Here is a 17,086-nt window from a genome sequence, read left to right on the forward strand (position 1 = left end):
AAGCCGTGACGCGGCGGCTGGATACGGCCAAGGGCGAGATCGAGATCGGGCGGTTCACGGTGGGTGAATAGGCACGGCCATTTTCAACACGTACGCGGGAGCCGCTTAGATCTGCGGCATGCGCCCTCCCCGTCGGGGGAGGGCCGGCTGCAATTGGTGCTGGCATTCCGGTGAGCGGGCGGAGAAGCATGGCCGATGGCGTTTTCGTACACCGTCGAAGGCTCAGGACATCGATCCGAACCTTGCAGAGCGAGATCCGGCAGGGCCTGAGATCTCCGGCCGAGACGGCGCGTGCGCGCGGTAAACGCCCGTGAACCAGACCGCGAAGTGACTGCGACGAGGCAACAGCTGCCGCGCTTCTGTCACCTCCGTTGGCGCCGGACCGGACCATCGTATGGGAAGCGACCTTCATTGACGCATTCCCCTGTACGGTCTGCCAGCGCAACGCCAGCGACGGCGATCCTCGCAGCATTGGCCGGCTTCGGGGATCCGCGGCGGCGCGCTCGCGCTACACTCGCGCCACGCTTGTCGGAGACATCTCATGCGGTCGATCCGGAACGTCTCGCGCTTTGCGCTCGCCTTCGTGCCGCTCGCGTTGCTGCCGCTCGGCGCGGCCGCCATCGACGCCGGCTATCCCGCCGCACTGGCGGCCGCGTTTCCGATCCTGTTTGTTTTCGTACTGGTGCCGCTGGCCGACGCGCTGCTCGGCAGCGATCGCAGCAATGTGCCCGAGGCGGAGGCGCCGGCACTCGAAAGTGTGGTGGGCTTTCGCCTGCTGACCTGGCTCATGGTGCCGGCCTGGCTGGCGCACCTGTCATGGGCAATCGGATATGCGGCCACGGTTCCGCTCTCCGGCGCGGCGCTCGCGCTGTGGATCGTGTCGCTCGGGATCGTCGGCGGCGTGACGGCGATCAATACTGCGCACGAGCTGATCCACAAGACCGGCCGCTTCGAGCCCCTGCTCGGCGGACTGCTGCTGGCCAGCGTCGTCTATGCCGGCTTCAAGGTGGAACATGTGCGCGGCCACCACGTCCATGTATCCACGCCGCTCGACACCTCGTCCGCCTGGCTCGGCCAATCGCTCTATCACTTCCTGCCGCGCGCGCTCTGGGGCAACGCCTACCGCGCCTGGTGCCTGGAAGCCCAGCGCCTGCAGGCACGCGGCTTGCCCGCCCTGCACTGGAGTAACGAACTGGTGCTCTGGTACGGGCTCAGTGTCGTGTTTGCCGTCGGCTTCGGCATGGCCTTCGGATGGCAGGCGGCGGCGGCTTTCCTGATCCAGGGTCTTGTTGCAGGCGTGACGCTGGAAATCATCAACTACATCGAGCACTACGGCCTGGAACGCGCGCGTCTGCCGGACGGCCGCTTCGAGCGCGTCACGCATCATCACTCCTGGAACGCGGCGCAGCGGCTGACGAACTGCATGCTGTTCCAGCTTCAGCGCCATGCCGACCATCACGCCCATCCGCGCCGCCGCTTCCAGGCATTGCGGCACTACGACGACAGCCCGCAGCTGCCCGCGGGCTATGCCGGCATGTTCGTGCTGGCCCTGGTGCCGCCGCTGTGGCGGCGCGTCGTCGATCCGCGCGTACGGCAGTGGCGAAGCCACTGGGGCTCATGAGAGCGGCTAGTCCGTCATGCGTGTTCATGCGTCCCGTCGCGCCAGCCGCCTAAGGCTCGAAACCGCCGTAGAAAATGCGATCGTCGTAGGGCAGCTCGAAGGCGCCGGCGTCGCACAGCGCGCTGCCGTCGTTGTTGCCGTCCTGGGGCCGCACGGCGCTCCTTGCATCATCCGGCAGGCACCGGCCTGAATCGGCGCCGTCGACGACCGGGCTGGAGCTGTCGAAAGCCAGCACCGGCATTGCCTGTTGATCGTTCACGCCGATGATGCGGAAGTCCGCGACAGGCGTGCTGCCCGGCACGGACACGATGCAGCTGAAGTCCGTATTCCCGCGAAAGTTCCCGACCGCGATCGTCGCGACGGCACCGATGGAACAGGCCCCGCCCGACCCTTCGGCAACGCGCGCGAGCACGCTGTTACTCCATTCGTTGACGGACGACTGCGTGGTGAAGGCGTGCCCGCCTGTCGGCGCAGCGTTGCCGGAGAATGTGGCGTGACGAACTTCCAGTTGCGCCGCGTTGGTGAACAGGGCGCCACCCAGGCCCGTCGCATGGTTGCCGACGAAACTCGTGTTGTGCAGCGCCAGCGTGGCGACACCACCGTTACCGCGAACGAATACGGCGCCAGCGTTCTGGCTGCGGTTGGCGCCGAAATAGTTGCGTTGCAGGGTGATGGCGCAGGACGTGCACTCCAGGCTCAGCGCACCGCCGATGCCCGATGGCGACGAAACCGCGTCGGGCTCGGCGGTGTTGCCGGTGAACACGCTGTCGCGGATTTCAATGGCACCCACAAGGCCGACGCTGGTCACGATGGCCCCGCCGGCAACCAAGCCGCCATTGAGAATATTTCCGCTGAACGCCGATGATTCGATGCGCAACGGCCCATTGACGGACAGGGCACCTCCCGTGGCAGCGCCGGTCCCCAGGGACACGGCGCTGTTGCTGTCGAAGCGGCTGTCCACAATGTGGACCAGCGCGGTGGAGGACCAGGAAACCGCGCCGCCGGCCGCGACGCTGCTGCCGCTGACGACCGTCAGACAATTTGAGAACGCGACACGATCCAGCACCAGCACGCTGGTGTTACCGCCGCCCTCGCCCGCAAGGCAGCCGCCTGCCCCGCTACCGCGGCCGAAGCTCAACGAAAGCTCGCGCACGGTAAGTCCGCGCTGCGTCCGCAGCAGCGGGAAACTGTTGGTCGGGTCGAACGCCATCAGGTACGGGCTACGCCCGGCACCGTCGATTTCCAGCGCCACCTGTACCAGCGGCAGCGATGAAAACAGCTCGACGATGCCCTGCTGCGGGAACGCCGCGTCAAACACGATGCGATGCGGCGGTGCCACCGCGGCATTCGCGGCAAGAATGGCCTGGCGCAGCGAGCCATCGCCGGCGTCGTTGATGTTCGACACACTGAACGTCGCAGCCTGTGCACAGGTGCAGCCGATCAGGAAGACAAGCAGAGCGTATCCACGACGCATGAGGGTTCCTTGAGCCGGTTTTGAGCCCTTCGCGCCGACGCGAAAGGCGAGGTATTCGGGGCGGATGGACAGCGCGCGTGGCCCGATTGCGGACACCGCGCGCGACCAGCGCCGCAGGCACTGCAATCGGTCAGCGCAGCAACATCGGTTCCATGCCGTCCGCGAACAACGAGGCTTCGCGCTGCAGCTCGTGAGCACCGATGTCGCAGACCGCGGCCCCGTCGGCGTCGCCGTCGGCCGGACGCGCTTCGTCGCGCGCATCGCCGGCCGTGCAGACGAACACCGTGCCCGCGCCGGGACCGTCGGGATTGCCGCTGTCGATCGCCGGGCTTCCGGCGAACAGGTCGACAACGGGAATGTCATGCAACGCGCTACCGGTGGCGCGCAGCCCGCGGATGCGCAGATCGCCGCTGTTGATGTAGCTGAAAGCGTCGAGGTAGCTGCAGCTCGTGTCGGCTATCAGGTTCGAGCCCGTGCCCTGCAAACCACTGGGCAGCGACGACGACGAGCACAGGATGCTGCCGTCAGCGCTGCCCGCGAGCAGGTTGTGCGTGGCGGCGTTGATGGTGGTGTTCGCGCCGGACACGTTGAGGTGGGCGCCGAGGCCACTGCGTCCGCTATTTCTCCAGAATGTGTTGTTGCGCAAGTCCACGCGCGCATTTCGCAGGCTCAGCGAAGGACCGCTGAGGTTGCCGGCGAAGGTGGTGTTGCTGACGGTGACATTCATCGTATTGGGCAAGGTCAGAAGCGCCGCATACAGCGCGGCGCCCTGCCCGCTTTCGTTGCGCAGGAACAGCGACTGCCGCACCGTGGTGCTGGTGCGGTCGCGCGCGGAGATGGCGCCGCCGAAGCTCAGGTTCGGCGTGACCGTCTGCACGGCGCGGTTGTCGATGAACTGGCTGCGCAGCACGGTCAGCGTGCCGGTGCCGGTGATGACGGCACCGCCGGCCGCGCCAGTGCTGCCCGTGCTGATCGCCTCGTTGCCTTCGAAGCGGGAGTTCTCGATCCACAGGCTGCGGCGCACGTCCATCGCACCGCCCGCGGTCGACCCCGAAGCACGCGCCAGGTTGTCCGCGAATACGCTGCGGTAGACGAAAGCGCCGCCTTCGGTCGACACCGCGCCGCCGAGCGCGATCCCGTTGGTGTCGAGGCTCAGCGCGCGGCAGCCCTGCAGCGTCACGCGGTCCAAGGTCAGGGTCGAGGTGTCGCTCGTCACGCGTATGCAGCCGCCGCGATCGTTGTTGATGAAACCGTTGCGTATCGTCAGGTCGCGCAGTGTCAGCGGACTCGAGGCCCCCACTTCGAACGGGCGCGCGGTATCGAGCCCGTCCACCACCAGGCCCGGTGTAGCGCTGCCGTCGATCACCAGCGGCGTGGACGTCAGTGTCGGCAGCGCCGAGGCCAGACCGATCACGCTGTTGGCCGGCAACGAGAAGATGATCGTGTGAGGCGCTCCCGCCGTGACCTGCGCCTGCGTCATGGCGTCGCGCAAGGTACCGGCGCCGCTGGCCAGCGACGAGGTCACGAGGAAGGTCGCCGCCTGTGCGGATGCAACCGGTATCACGGTGCCCAGCGCGACAGCGACGCAGGCGATCAGGGCACGCAAGGGGACCAGAGGATGGGATCGGGTCCCGACGACGACAGCACGCATGGGCAAGCTCCAGGGGAATGAGCCGGCCCTTACGAGAAGGCAGGAACGATCCGGACATTCCGCCGCACGCTCACCGCTGACCGCCCCCGGTGGCCCGCCCGATCACGCGGCGTGCCAGCGCCACGGCCGTGCTGCGGTTGGCCGCCGGATCGTCAGCGACGTTCACCACCAACATGACGGTGCTGCCGCCGACCAGCACGTAGAGGGTCGGATCGCCACCGCCCGTCGCCCACGCGGCGGCGTCGCCGAGTCCCTCGATGCGCTCGGCCGGTTTGCGGCTGGCGAATCCATCCGCCAGCTGGTGCGCCACGGCCGTGCTTTGCTCGTCCATATTCCGGCGCTCGGCCTGGCGCGTGACTTCGGCCTTCAGACGCGCCCGGACTCGCTCGTCCGGCGGGTTGAAGTGAAGTGCGGTGAACGCGTCGACCGTGCTGCCGGTGCGGATCGGTCCGATTGAAACCAGACTGCGTTTTTTCACCCGTGTCCCGGCGTACTCGAACGTCCGACCAGCGTCCCAGCGATAGCTCAGCTGGTCCGACCGCGCCGCGTCCGGCGTCGTATCCGGCGGCATGCCGGTGAGTTCGGCGATGTCGGCCGCGGGCAGCAGCTGATCCAGCCGGCTGCGCCAGTCCGCCAGTGACGGGCCCGTCGCGGACCCGTTCGCCGAGGCGACCGGCGGTGACAGGACGATCGGTCGCGTGGATCCCGCGGGCGGGGGCGCGCTGTTCTCGCCGCAGGCGCTCAGCAGGGCAACGAGAACCAGGAGGGTGAGTGGTCGGTGCATGGACGATCCGGGGGCAAGGGCGGTCGGTGCCGCGGGACCGTCCGCTACGGCAGACCGCGCCGGATCCGGACACGAGGGTCCGTGCGGCCGCACAGGGTTGCCCAGGCTCGTGGCATCGCCGATGCTCGGGAGCCGAACGAACTTGCGGAGACCGTTGCGTGCACGAGCCAGACCAATGGACCCTGGTCGAATCGGTATTCGACGCCGCCTGGGAGCTGCCCGAGTCCGAACGCAGCGCCTGGGTGCGGTCACAGCCTCACCCCCGCGACGTGCTCGACGAGGTCCAGCGCCTGCTGGACGCTGCCGGCCGCAGCGACGGGTTCCTGAGCACGCAGGACGCGCGTCCCACCGGCGAGGAATCTTCATCCGCACCCATGCGGCCGGGCGAACGCGCGGGCGCATGGCGCATCGTGCGGCCGATCGGCCACGGCGGCATGGGCGATGTGTACGAGGTCGAGCGGGCCGACGGCCATTTCGCGCAGCGTGCCGCGCTCAAACGCATCACGCGCGCCGGCGCCGGCGACTGGTCCCGCTTCCAGGTCGAACGCGCCACGCTGGCGCGGCTGGAACATCCGGGCATCGCGCGGCTGATCGACGGCGGCCTGCTCGACGACGGCCGGCCGTTCATGGTCATGGAACTGGTCGACGGCCTGCCCATCGACACCTGGTGCGACCGCGAGGGTCTGGACACGGCCGCGCGCACGCGCCTGATCGTGCAGGTCTGCGAGGCGCTCGCCTACGCCCACGGCAAACTGGTGGTGCACCGCGACCTCAAGCCCTCCAACGTGCTGGTCGACCGCAACGGCCGCGCGCGCCTGATCGATTTCGGCGTGGCGCATCTGGCGGACGGTGCTGAACCGGCGGCCGCCGCACCGCTGTCGCTGGCCTATGCCGCGCCCGAGCAGATCGAAGGCACGCCCGTCTCCACGGCGACCGACGTGCACGGCGTGGCGGCCACGCTGTACCGGCTCATCACCGGCCGGCCGCCGCGCGACCTGGGCGGACTGCCGGGCCCCCTGGCCGTCGTGAAGGCACTGGAGACGCCGCCCGCACGGCTTGCCGCGATCCCGCTCGCCCCGCCGTCCTCCGGCACCGCACGCGCCTTGCTCGCCGATCTGGATGCGATCCTCGCCAAGGCGCTCGCCGCCGAGGCGACGGCGCGCTACGCGACGGTCCCGGCCTTCAGCGACGACCTTCAGCGTGCGCTGGAGCGTGGCGTCGTCGGTGCACGCCGACACGAGCCGCGGCATACGCTGCGCCGCACCGTGTGGCGCCTCAAATGGCCGCTCGTCACCACCGCCGCCATCGGGGCGAGCCTCGCGATCGGCCTTGGCCTGGCCCTGCGCTACGCCGGTCAGGCGGCGCAGGAACGCGACCAGGCCCGGCGCGAACAGGCGCGCCTGGAGGCCGTGCAGCAGTCGGTATTCCACATGTTCCGCAGCGCCGGCGAACTCAAGGGCGGTTCCGCGACCGCGTCGGACGTGCTGGAAAGCGCGGCCCAGCGCATCGAGGACGAGTTCGCGCGCGACCCGGCCCAGGCCGCGCCCATCCTGCATGCGCTGGGCGAACTGTATTTCCTGATCACCGACTACGAGGCCGCGCAGCCGCTGCTGCAGCGCCTCGCAGCCGCGGATCCGGCGGTGGTCGATCCGGCGCTGATCGCGGCCGCACGCTACGACCTGGCGCAGGTGCTGTTCCGGCGTGGCGACGCCGCCGGAGCGCGGCCGCTGCTCGCCCAGGCGCAGCAGTTCTGGGCGAGCGACCCGGTGCGCTGGGAAAGCCGGACGGTCGACAGCCGACTGCTGCAGGCGCAGCTCATCCGCAACGCCGGCGAGCATGCGGCGGCGATCGGCTTGCTGCAGGACGCGCTGGCACGCCGGATCGAACTCAGCGGCCCGCAACACCGCGAAACCGGCATCTTTCACAACAACCTCGGCGTCGCGCGGTTTTCCAACGGCCAGATCGACCCGGCGCGCGCGTCGTTCCGCGCCGCCACCGAGGTATGGCGCGCGGCCGGCCTGGCGCAATCGCCCGATGCGCTCAACACCCTGAACAACTGGGGCTCGCTGGAACTGGCCTCGGGCCATCTGGAGACCGCGGAACCGCTGCTGCGCGAAGCCGTCGCGCTGCGCCAGCGGCTGTTCGGCCCCTCGGCCGCCACCGCCGCGCTGCTCAACAACTACGGCAAGCTGCTGCTGCAGCAGTCGCGGCCGGACGCCGCCCTGCCCGTGCTGCAGGATGCTGCCGCCATGGGCGCGCAGTTCGCCGGCCACGGCAGCCTGCACCACGTTGCCGCGCTCGCGGCCACGGCCGAAGCCCATCTCAACCTCGGGCATCGCGAGGCCGGCGCCAAGGACGCCGCGACCGCGCTGGACGCCGCGCTGGCCACGCTGGGACGCGACCACGTCGGCACCGCGCTCGCGAGCCTGACGATGGCGCGCCTGCGCCTGGACCAGCAACGTCCGCGCGAGGCAGCCGCCTTGCTAGCCGAAGCGGAGCGCATCGCCACCGCCGCGGGGCCGTCGGGCGCACGACTGATCGCCCAGGCCGCGGCACTCAGGTCGCGGCTGGCTCCGGCAGCTCCGCGTGTTCCCCCAGCTCCTGATACAGCCACGCCCTCGCCTTGATCCAGTCGCGGCGCACGGTGCGGTCGGTGATGCCCATCACGCGGGCCGTGTCGATTTCCGAATAGCCGGCGAAGAAGCGGCATTCGATCACGCGGGTCAGGCGGGGGTTGAGGGTGCTCAGGCGCTGCAACGCCTCGTCCAGTTCCACCAGCCGCTCGTCGGAAGTCCAGAACGGTTCCGCCGCGATCGTTTCCAGGGAATCGATCGCGCCGCCGCCGTGCTTGGCCGCGAGCTTCTGCCGCGCGTGGTCGACCAGGGCCTGACGCATGGCCAGCGCCGCCGCGCGCAGGAAATGCAGCTCGCCCTGCCAGCCGTCGCTGCGGCGCAGCTTGAGGTAGGCCTCGTGGACCAGCGCCGTGGTGCAGAGCGTTGCACCGGCGCGCACGCGGCGGCGCTCGTGACTCGCGCGCTTGCGCAGGTCGTCCAGCAGCAGCGGCACCAGGATTTCCGCCGTGCGGGACACCGCCATCGGATCCTCCAGCACCTCGTCGCTTTCCTGCATCCCGATCTCCGCCTGAGTCTCGCGGCGACCTTAGCAGATGCTCCGGACCGGTCGGCGTGGCGCCGGTCACTTCCACCGCCCGAACCGTGCCATGCGCGAAAAGACGCCGTCACGACGCACCCAGGCATGGAACAGCGCGGCCGCCAGATGCGCCAGCACGGTCAGGAACAGCACCCGCGCCAACGCGCCATGCGCATCGCGCAGCCAGGCATACACGGTCGCATCGGGCGACACGATGGCCGGCAGCCGCAGCGTACCGAACATCTCGACCGGATAGCCGCCGGCCGACACCATCGCCCAGCCGATCAGCGGCATCGCGAGCATCAACGCGTACAGCACGCCGTGCGATGCGTGCGCGGCCAGCACCTGCCAGCGCGGCAGATCGGCCGGCAGCGGCGGCGGCGCATGCCGCAGGCGATTGGCCAGGCGCACCAGCGCCAGCGACAGAATCGCGATACCCAGTGGCCGATGCAGATCGATCAGCCACGGCCGCTGCGAGACCGAGGCCACCATGCCGACACCAATGAACAGCATCGCCACGATCAGCACGGCCATCGCCCAATGCAGGACGCGCGCAAGCAGATTGAAACCGACGGGCGCGCTCATCGCACGGCTCCTTCGCCAGTGGCTTGCGCCGCCTTGCCATGGGCGATCTCGCGCTCGCGCCGGTTGAACGAGTGCGCGTAGACGGCCGAACGTGCCGCGAGCAGCGGATCGTCCGATGCGGCAATGCCGGCCGGCAGGATCAGTGGATCGAAGTTGATGTCGCGGCAGGCGCCCGTTGCCTGCGGCTCGGCACGCACCAGCTCCAGTGTTCCGGCCAGCACCTGTTCGCGCTCGTCGGGCCAGGCGCGCGAGGCATCGTTGACCGGGTCGTCGGGTGCGGCGATCGTCAGCCGCATGTCCCAGCGTAGCGGCGACTGCGCCAGCCGTGCGGCCAGGTCGCTGGCAAGAAAGTCGCCATCGGCCTGATCCCGTTGCTGCGGATCCAGCGCGGCGAACGGCAGCTGCGGACGCAGCGACCAGCGCACATGGCGCACGCTGCCGTCGGCCGCGGTGAAGCGAAACGCGTTGACGCCGTTGTACTCGGTATTACCCCAGCTGTCCGACCACGGCGCCGAAGCGGCCCACGCCTGGAACTTTTTCACTTCTGGATATTTTTCCGCAAACGCGGCGAGCTTCGCCGGATCGGCCTTGCCGGTGCTCGGGTCGGGTCGCGCCGCCAGGGTCTGCGCATGAAACGCGGCCGGCGTGGCCACCGGAAAAAACGGAAAACTATTCATCGCCGTGCGCCACTCCTGGCCGTCGTCGGTACGCAGCAGCAGCGCCATGCTGCGCACGCGTGCTTTTGCATCGGCACCGAGCGGGTCGCCACCGGCAATCGAGAGACGCCCGACCACCGGCGTCTGCGCCTGAACGAACACGCGCGCGGTCGACAGCGCGGCGGCGGCGCCACTGCTGCGAAACGTGCCGTAGACGCAGACGCCCTTGGCGTGCGCACGACGAAAGCCCGGGTGCGGCGCGCCGGTCGCCTCGATCGCATCGGTCATGCGCTGCGCCGTGAGGCCGCTGCCGATCCAGCCGGCCGTCCAGGCGAATGCCCCGGCGGCAGCCAGCACGATGGCGCCGATGCCGGCCAGCGCAGGCAGCATGGCGCGCGGCGCGTCGGGGGGCGGTGTCGGGTCCGCTGGCGTCGGCGGTGACGCGGCCGGGAGTCTGTCCGGTACGGCGGCATCTCCGGGCGGTGGAATCGGCGGATCGGTATCGTGCATCGCTGGGGCCTGTAGTGGAGGGAGTACCGGTGGGACGTACGGGCCGCCGGTTTATTCCGCGCCATCACGGCCGGCGGGCGATGGAATAATCGCGCACTGGCGTTCGTCTGACCGTTGATCTGCACGAGGCATGACGATGGACGAATTCGACGACGACCGCCTGCGCGCCCTGCTGCCGTCCTTGCGGCGTTTCGCGCGTTCGCTGACCGGCGATACGGCCAACGCCGACGACCTGGTGCAGTCGGCGCTGGAACGCGCGCTGTCGCACTGGCAATCACGGCGCGACGACACGGCGCTGCAATCCTGGCTGCTGTCCATCGTCTACCGGCAGTTCGTCGACGACTACCGCCGCACGGCCCGCTGGCAGCGCGTGCTCGGGTTCTTCGGCCTGCAGGCAGCCGAATCCGCACCGCCGCCGGACCGCGTGCACGAAGGCCGCGCCCAGCTCGCGGCGTTCGCCGAGCTGCCGGCCGAACACAGAGCCCTGCTCGTGCTGATCGGTGTGGAAGGGTTTGGCTATCGCGAAGCTGCCGAGCTGCTCGGCGTCCCCGTCGGCACCGTGATGTCGCGCCTGTCGCGCGCCCGGGAAAAGCTGCGCCTGCTCGGCGAGGGCATCGCGCCCGCTGCACCGCCGCTGCGCGTACTCGTGAACAGGAGTCCACCATGACGCTTCCGAACGACGACGAACTGCATGCCTATGTCGACGGCCGCCTCGATGCGACGCGGCGCGACGAACTGGCGGCGTGGCTGCGCGGACATCCGGAGACAGCAGCGAAGGTTGCCGCGTGGAAGCGCGACGCCGACGCGTTGCGCGCGATCTGGACCGGCGACGGCGCGCAGCCGGCGAACGCCGCGCTCGATCCGCCGCGCGTGCGCCGCGCGCTGCAGCGGCGGCGGCGCGCACGACTCGGCGTGGCGGCCGCCTGCGTGCTGGCCCTAGTACTGGGACTCGGAGCCGGCTGGAAACTGCGCGAAGCACGGTTTGCGGGCGAACACCCGCCGATGGCCGATGCGGTCGCGGCCTACCGCCTGTTCGCCGCCGACGCCACGCCGACCGCATTCGACCTGCACGACCGCGACGCGCTGCAAGTCTGGCTGCGCGCGCACTTCGGCGCGGCCGGCGACGTGCCGGACCTGCAGGCACAAGGCTACCGCCTCAGCGGCGGCCACTTGCTGTCGACGCCGGAAGGCGCCGCGGCGATGCTCGTGTACCAGGCAGACGACGGCGCACGCATAGGTCTCTACCTGCGTCCGCGCACGGCGCGCCTGACCCAGGGCGAGCGGCGCGACGGCCGCCTGCTGGCGCAGTACTGGGCCGAAGGCGATACCGCGTTCGCGGTGGTTGCGCCGGCAACGCAGACGCAGGCGCTGCGGATTGCACCGTTGTTGCGCGGGTCGGGATAGAGCGCTCGGGTTTGCCTCAGCGGAAGCCGCGGCACGCTCTGCCGCGTCACGTCACTGCACCGCACAACCGCGTGTTTGCGAAACACGTGCACCTGACCGCACGGCCGGATCGGCTTCACGAAGTGAGATGGCCGTGCCGACGAAGGATTCGGAACCCTCTCACGGCTCGAAACCATCGCGGAACAGCCCGTCGCCGCGCCAGGGCAGCAGCGCTGCCACGGCACTTTGCCCGTCGCTCGCGGCAGCACCCCACGCGGGAATGTTTCCCGTCGGGAGGTCGGCCGGGCGTGCCGCGGCGGCGGCCACCAGGGCCGGCGTGCACACGGCATCCACCGTGCTGCACGCGGCATGCGTGCCAGCGGCCACGAGGCGATCGCCGGCGAGCGCGATACCGTCGACGCGAATGTTGTCGCCGCCCGCTCCCGTGGCCGTATCCCAGCGCCCCGTCAGCAGGCTGCTGTAGATGACCGTCGACAGGTCGCTCGCATAGACCCGCACGAACGAGTTCCAGCTGCCGACCAGGCTCGCTCCGGCACCGACCGGCGGCGGCATCGTCTGCCACGCCGCGCGTGTCGTGATGGTGCGCCGGCCTTTGCAGGTCACGGCAACGCTGCCGTCGGCACCGATATCCAGATCGTTGCAGTTGCGCGTGGTGTTGAGATTCGGCCATCCGCTGTTGGGATCCGGCCAGTCGCTGAGCAGCGGATCGGTCAGCAAGGCGCCGTAGTTGTTGCTGCCCTCGACGAATTCGCCGACATATGTCGCGGCCTGCAGTTCGTTGCGCGAGAGGGCGAACTTGCCGAGCCAGGACAGATGAATATTGCCGTTGGTACCCGTGAACTGATTCTGGAATCCACGTGCGCCGGGGCGCGCGGCAATGGCGTTGCCGCGCCAGAGGTTCTCGGTATTGTTGCCGTGACTGCGCGCCAGCACGACGAGTTCGTCATGCGCATAGTCGATGGCGATGGCATCCACATACTGGTCGGGCGACGAGTTGGCCGACGTCTCCCGATACAGCCGGTTCCACCACAGCAACCGCCCGTCGGCCGCCATCGCAACGACCGCCGGCTCGTAGTCCGGCTCACCACCCGGCAGGCGTGTCTGCGTGCTGTAGCCGAAATAGACTGTGCCGTTGCGCCGGTCGATGGCGACGCCGCCGAGTCGTTGCGTGGGCTGATTGATCCGGTAGCCGGTATAGCCCGGGCCACCCGGGCAGGCTCCGCCCGCACTCAGCACGCACGGACCGCTGAAGTAGTAGTCATCCGGGAAGCGGCCTTTTCGACCGCTGTTGCCATTGCCGTCCGGCTGCAGGAGATCGTAGTCGGCCTGCGTCGTCGATCGCAGCGACCCGCGCCGCTGGGCCTTCAGCACGAGGCCGCTGTACTTCAACGGCAGCGTCCCGCCGTAGGCGCTGGCGGGAGTACCGTCCCACTCCTGGTCGCCCGCAATCGCCGGATCATCGAACCAGTGCGCATGCCAATGGTTGACCACCACCCGCTGCCCCTGCGCGTCGAGCCGTTCCATGACGGCCCAGTTGGCGTCGTATTCCTTTCCCCGGCCGAACACCACGGCGCCGTCCCCGCCGACATCCCAGGGCTGGAGCAGTTGGTAGGACGAACCCGCCGCCGCGTCGGCGTTGTGCACCCACGACAGCGCGGTCGGACGCCCGTTCACCCAGTTGGCATCGAGCCGGCCGATGAAATAGCCCGGCGTAGCGCCATCACGCGTGCCCGACAGATAGACGGCACCCGTGGCTTCGCCCGGACGCGAGGTCTGGCGCAGGCGATAGACGTCGCGCACGCTGCCGGCCGGAAAGTGCACCACATCCAGCACCTGGTCCAGGGTCGACGACACATGCAGCACGAACCCGATATTGCCGGGCGACGTGGAGACGATACCGCTACCGTCCAGTTGCACCCGCGGCGTCTGCGGCGCCAGCCAGTCGAGCGAGTCGGCCTGGCCAGCGATGAGGAAAGTACCGTCCGACAGCGGCAACACATCGTTGAAGCGTTCCGCGCCGGCGCCGCAGGCATAGAAGACCCGGGGGGACGCGGCGCCGAGCGTCGAGACCACAGCGGAGAGAACGAGCGTGGCCAACCAGCGAGCGGTCATCGGAGATCCTTGTGAAAAACGCGGGTCCACTGTGATCTGAAGCGACTGCCGGCACCTGACGGAAGACTGACGAAGCGGCGACGGCGACATACGCAGACGCCGCACGCCTGGATCAAAACCCTGTCTGCGGCCGCGAAAGATGCGAGGTCCTATGCCGGCAGGCACTGTCCTGCCGCGCTGACGGACAGCTCGCCGATCCGGTCAAGACGCGCGCAATCGACGACGAGGGCCGCGCGCTGCAGAAGCGTCTGGCCGCCGACCGAGCCGGTCACGCGCGCCGCGCACGCTGGGAACGCGAGGCCTCCGGGGGTCATGCTCAGCTCGACGCACCGCGCCAACGGCGTCTCACGCACTCCCGGTGCCAGCGGCGCGCTGTGCAAATGCATTCGAACGGCGCACCGGCCAGCTTCGGTACAGCGAGCCCATAGCAGCCTCGGCTCCGGTCGACCGATCGCGCGAAGGGGGAAGCGAGATTCGGTCAGGCTCGGCGCACGCGCCCAGTCTGACCCCGCCCACCCATCCCTTGCGTTGCCACACCACCACCCCGCAAGGAACCCGCGCATGAACACGTTGTGGAAGGGATTGGCCGTCGCGACATTCCTGCTGGCCGATGCCGCATCGGCCCTCTCGGTGGAACGGACACCGCCCACGAGACCGCCGCAAGTGTGGCTCGATCCGTCGCTGCAGCTCCAGCCGATCCAACTGCAGGATGTCGCGATCGACATCCGCATCCAGGGCTTCATCGCGAGCACGCGCCTGGATCTCACCTTCCACAATCCCAACGCGCGCGTGCTCGAAGGGGAATTCGTCTTCCCGCTCGCCGAGGGCCAGAGCATCACCGGCTACGCGCTGGACGTCGAAGGCAAGCTGCGCCAGGGCGTGGTCGTGGAAAAGGAAACCGCGCGCGTCGCGTATGAATCGACGGTCCGCCACGGCATCGATCCGGGCCTGGCCGAGCTGACCCAGGGCAACGTCTTTCGCACTCGCCTCTATCCGCTGCCCGCGAACGGCACGAAGCGCGTGCAGATCACGTTCGACCAACCGCTGATCGACGCCGGCGGCGAATATCGCTATCTGCTGCCGCTGCAGTTCACCCAGGCGGTCAAGCGTTTCACCGTCCATGCCGAGGCGCTGCGTACCGAGCACGCGCCCGCGAACACCGGCACCGGCGCGCTGAGTTTCGAACGCTGGCAGGGCGGCTTCGCCGCCGACCTCGAGCGCACGGATTTCCTGCCCGAGCGCGAACTCGCCTTCAGCCTGCCCAAACCGGCCGACACAGCCAGCATCTTCAGCATCGCCGACCGCCACGACACGCAATGGCGCCGCTTTGCCGCGCAGGTGCAATCCGCGCCCGAAGCGAATCTGAAGCCCGCCGCCGCGCCGCGCCGCGTCGCGCTGTACTACGACGCGTCCGGCAGCGCCGCGCCCCGCGAACGCACGCGCGAACTCGATTTCCTCGCTGCGTGGATCGCGCAGCTACGCGAGGTCGATATCGACCTGATCGTATTCCGCAACGAAGCCGATGCGGCGCAGCGATTCACGATCCGCGACGGCGACATGCGCGCGCTGCGCAGCGCGATCGAAGCTTTGCCGCTCGACGGCGCCAGTGCCTACGGCGCGCTGCGCGTCGACGCGACGGCGCACTACGATCTGGTGCTCGTCGTCGGCGATGGTCTTAGCAACTTCGGCAGCGGCGAACCGCAGTGGCGCGACGGCGGCACGTCGCGCCTGGCCTTCCTGCACGCCGCGCAGACCGTCGATCACGCACGCCTGACGCGCTGGGCGAAACGCTACGGCGGCCAGGTCATCAACCTCCTTGCGCTCGATGACGCGAGCGCCCTGAACCAGCTTGCCCGGACCCAGTGGGCGCTGCAGGCCACGCGCGTGCTGCGCGGCCGCTGCGAGGATCTCGCGCCGAGCGCACCGCAGCCCGCGGGCAGCGTGTTCTCGCTGTACGGCCGCTGCAGCACGGATGCGGAACTGCAGCTCGAATTCGGCGACGGCACCGGCAACACCCTGCGGCGCACGCTGATACCGGCCGCCGGCGAGCCGCTCGACGCCGCGCGCGGCGCGTTCATCGACCGGCTCTGGGCCACGGCACGCATCGCCGATCTGGAGAACGCCGACACGCGCGACCGCAACGCCATTGTGGAACTGTCCACGAAGTACGGCGTCGTCACGCAGGACACCTCGATGCTCGTGCTCGACCGCATCGAAGACTACGTGCGTTACAAGGTCGAGCCACGCGAACCCGACCTCGCTGCCGCCTATCGCAGGATGCTCGCGGCGCAGGCCCCGCCGGTGTCCGAGCAGGGCCAGCGCGACAGCCATCGCGGCGCGACGATGGTGCTCTGGCAGAGCTTCCGCAACTGGCACCTGGATACGCCGCATGCATGGCTGGAAACCCTGCTGCCCCCGGCGGCGGATGCCGAAGTCGTGCGCTGGGAGGCACTGCCGACGCTCAGGGACAGCAAGCAGCACCTGAGCGAAGCGCGCGCGCTCGAGCGCGAGGCCAACGTGCTGCGGAAACGCTGGGCCGCCGACAAGGCGGATCCGGCGCGGCGCGCGGCGTGGGAACGCGAGGCAACCGGCCTCATGCTCAGGCTCGACAGCCTGCGCCAACTGCGTCTCGCGCAGGCACCGGATTCGGACGAGATAAAGCGCAAGCCCCAGCAAATTGCCGACGAACGCGGCGGGGAAAGCGTGCGGCGCGTCGGCATGAGCCCGCCCGCCGCTGCCGCATCCGCGAGAGAACGCCGATCCGCCGACGCGGTGCCGGTCATTGTCGAAGAACCGTCGCCGCTGTCGATGGCCGCACCGGCGCCGGCAGCGACACTGCGGGAATCCGCCGATGCGGACAAGGGCGCTCCCGCCGTGGACGGCGCGTTGCCGTCCGGTAGCTATCGCACCGTCAGCAACGACGCCGCAAGCATGCCGAGCGCTGAAGTCGGCATCCAGCTGCGCGACTGGGATCCGAACACGCCGTATCTCGCACGCCTGCGCGCCGCACCCGATGCCTATGCGGCCTATCTGCAGGAACGCCGCGAACAGGCCGCGACGCCGGCGTTCTTCCTCGACTGCGCAGACTATTTCCGCAACGAAGCCAAGGATCCGCGCCTCGCGCTGCGGGTGCTCAGCA

13 protein-coding genes are annotated in these 17,086 nt (G+C 69.3%); 5 read left to right on the forward strand and 8 right to left on the reverse strand.

Annotated elements, in window-relative coordinates:
- Nucleotides 1-541 precede the first annotated feature (541 nt).
- The gene (locus RUU78_RS06895) at nucleotides 542-1,621 is read left to right on the forward strand and encodes an alkane 1-monooxygenase (RefSeq protein ID WP_313915001.1); all 1,080 of its coding nucleotides are present in this window, start codon (nucleotides 542-544) and stop codon (nucleotides 1,619-1,621) included.
- A 49-nt stretch (nucleotides 1,622-1,670) separates the two neighbouring features.
- On the opposite strand, the gene RUU78_RS06900 is transcribed toward RUU78_RS06895, so the two are convergent.
- The 3 genes from RUU78_RS06900 to RUU78_RS06910 form a co-directional block, all read right to left on the reverse strand.
- The gene (locus tag RUU78_RS06900; RefSeq protein ID WP_313915002.1) at nucleotides 1,671-3,095 is read right to left on the reverse strand and encodes a hypothetical protein; all 1,425 of its coding nucleotides are present in this window, start codon (nucleotides 3,093-3,095) and stop codon (nucleotides 1,671-1,673) included.
- Nucleotides 3,096-3,225: 130 nt separating this feature from the next.
- Nucleotides 3,226-4,746, reverse strand: coding sequence for a right-handed parallel beta-helix repeat-containing protein (locus tag RUU78_RS06905; RefSeq protein ID WP_313915003.1), 1,521 nt, complete (start codon nucleotides 4,744-4,746; stop codon nucleotides 3,226-3,228).
- 70 nt (nucleotides 4,747-4,816) lie between these two features.
- Nucleotides 4,817-5,530, reverse strand: a complete 714-nt coding sequence (locus RUU78_RS06910) for a hypothetical protein (protein ID WP_313915004.1) — start codon at nucleotides 5,528-5,530, stop codon at nucleotides 4,817-4,819.
- A gap of 158 nt (nucleotides 5,531-5,688) precedes the next feature.
- On the opposite strand from RUU78_RS06910, the gene RUU78_RS06915 reads away from it, so the two are divergent.
- Complete coding sequence (locus RUU78_RS06915) at nucleotides 5,689-8,157, forward strand: serine/threonine-protein kinase (protein WP_313915006.1); 2,469 nt, start codon at nucleotides 5,689-5,691, stop codon at nucleotides 8,155-8,157.
- Here the strand turns inward: RUU78_RS06915 and RUU78_RS06920 are convergent.
- The 3 genes from RUU78_RS06920 to RUU78_RS06930 all read right to left on the reverse strand — a co-directional run bounded on the left by RUU78_RS06920 (nucleotide 8,087) and on the right by RUU78_RS06930 (nucleotide 10,311).
- Nucleotides 8,087-8,659, reverse strand: a complete 573-nt coding sequence (locus RUU78_RS06920; RefSeq protein ID WP_313915007.1) for an ECF-type sigma factor — start codon at nucleotides 8,657-8,659, stop codon at nucleotides 8,087-8,089. The genes RUU78_RS06915 and RUU78_RS06920 overlap by 71 nt on opposite strands.
- 66 nt (nucleotides 8,660-8,725) lie before the next feature.
- Nucleotides 8,726-9,265 carry a cytochrome b/b6 domain-containing protein gene (locus RUU78_RS06925; protein WP_313915008.1) on the reverse strand — a complete coding sequence of 180 codons (540 nt, stop codon included), beginning with the start codon at nucleotides 9,263-9,265 and terminating at the stop codon, nucleotides 8,726-8,728.
- Complete coding sequence (locus RUU78_RS06930) at nucleotides 9,262-10,311, reverse strand: catalase family peroxidase (protein WP_313915010.1); 1,050 nt, start codon at nucleotides 10,309-10,311, stop codon at nucleotides 9,262-9,264. Before RUU78_RS06930 ends, RUU78_RS06925 begins: the two co-directional genes overlap by 4 nt.
- Before the next feature lie 256 nt (nucleotides 10,312-10,567).
- On the opposite strand from RUU78_RS06930, the gene RUU78_RS06935 reads away from it, so the two are divergent.
- Together RUU78_RS06935 and RUU78_RS06940 are read left to right on the forward strand one after the other, a co-directional pair.
- A complete protein-coding gene (locus RUU78_RS06935; protein WP_313915012.1) occupies nucleotides 10,568-11,098 on the forward strand; it encodes a sigma-70 family RNA polymerase sigma factor in 531 nt (176 codons plus the stop codon).
- Nucleotides 11,095-11,835, forward strand: coding sequence for an anti-sigma factor (locus tag RUU78_RS06940; RefSeq protein WP_313915014.1), 741 nt, complete (start codon nucleotides 11,095-11,097; stop codon nucleotides 11,833-11,835). Before RUU78_RS06935 ends, RUU78_RS06940 begins: the two co-directional genes overlap by 4 nt.
- Nucleotides 11,836-11,994: 159 nt before the next feature.
- Here RUU78_RS06940 and RUU78_RS06945 read toward each other — a convergent pair whose 3' ends face one another.
- Together RUU78_RS06945 and RUU78_RS06950 are read right to left on the reverse strand one after the other, a co-directional pair.
- Nucleotides 11,995-13,947 (reverse strand): hypothetical protein, encoded by a 1,953-nt coding sequence (locus RUU78_RS06945; protein WP_313915015.1) that lies wholly within the window; start codon nucleotides 13,945-13,947, stop codon nucleotides 11,995-11,997.
- A 149-nt stretch (nucleotides 13,948-14,096) separates the two neighbouring features.
- On the reverse strand, nucleotides 14,097-14,261 hold the full coding sequence (locus RUU78_RS06950; RefSeq protein ID WP_313915016.1) for a hypothetical protein: 165 nt from the start codon (nucleotides 14,259-14,261) through the stop codon (nucleotides 14,097-14,099).
- A 247-nt stretch (nucleotides 14,262-14,508) separates the two neighbouring features.
- Here RUU78_RS06950 and RUU78_RS06955 point away from each other — a divergent pair.
- Nucleotides 14,509-17,086 (forward strand): VIT domain-containing protein (locus RUU78_RS06955; protein WP_313915017.1); only part of this gene is annotated, 2,578 nt, incomplete at its 3' end.

Origin of the sequence: Tahibacter sp., assembly GCF_032229445.1 — a bacterium.
Classification (GTDB): domain Bacteria; phylum Pseudomonadota; class Gammaproteobacteria; order Xanthomonadales; family Rhodanobacteraceae; genus Tahibacter.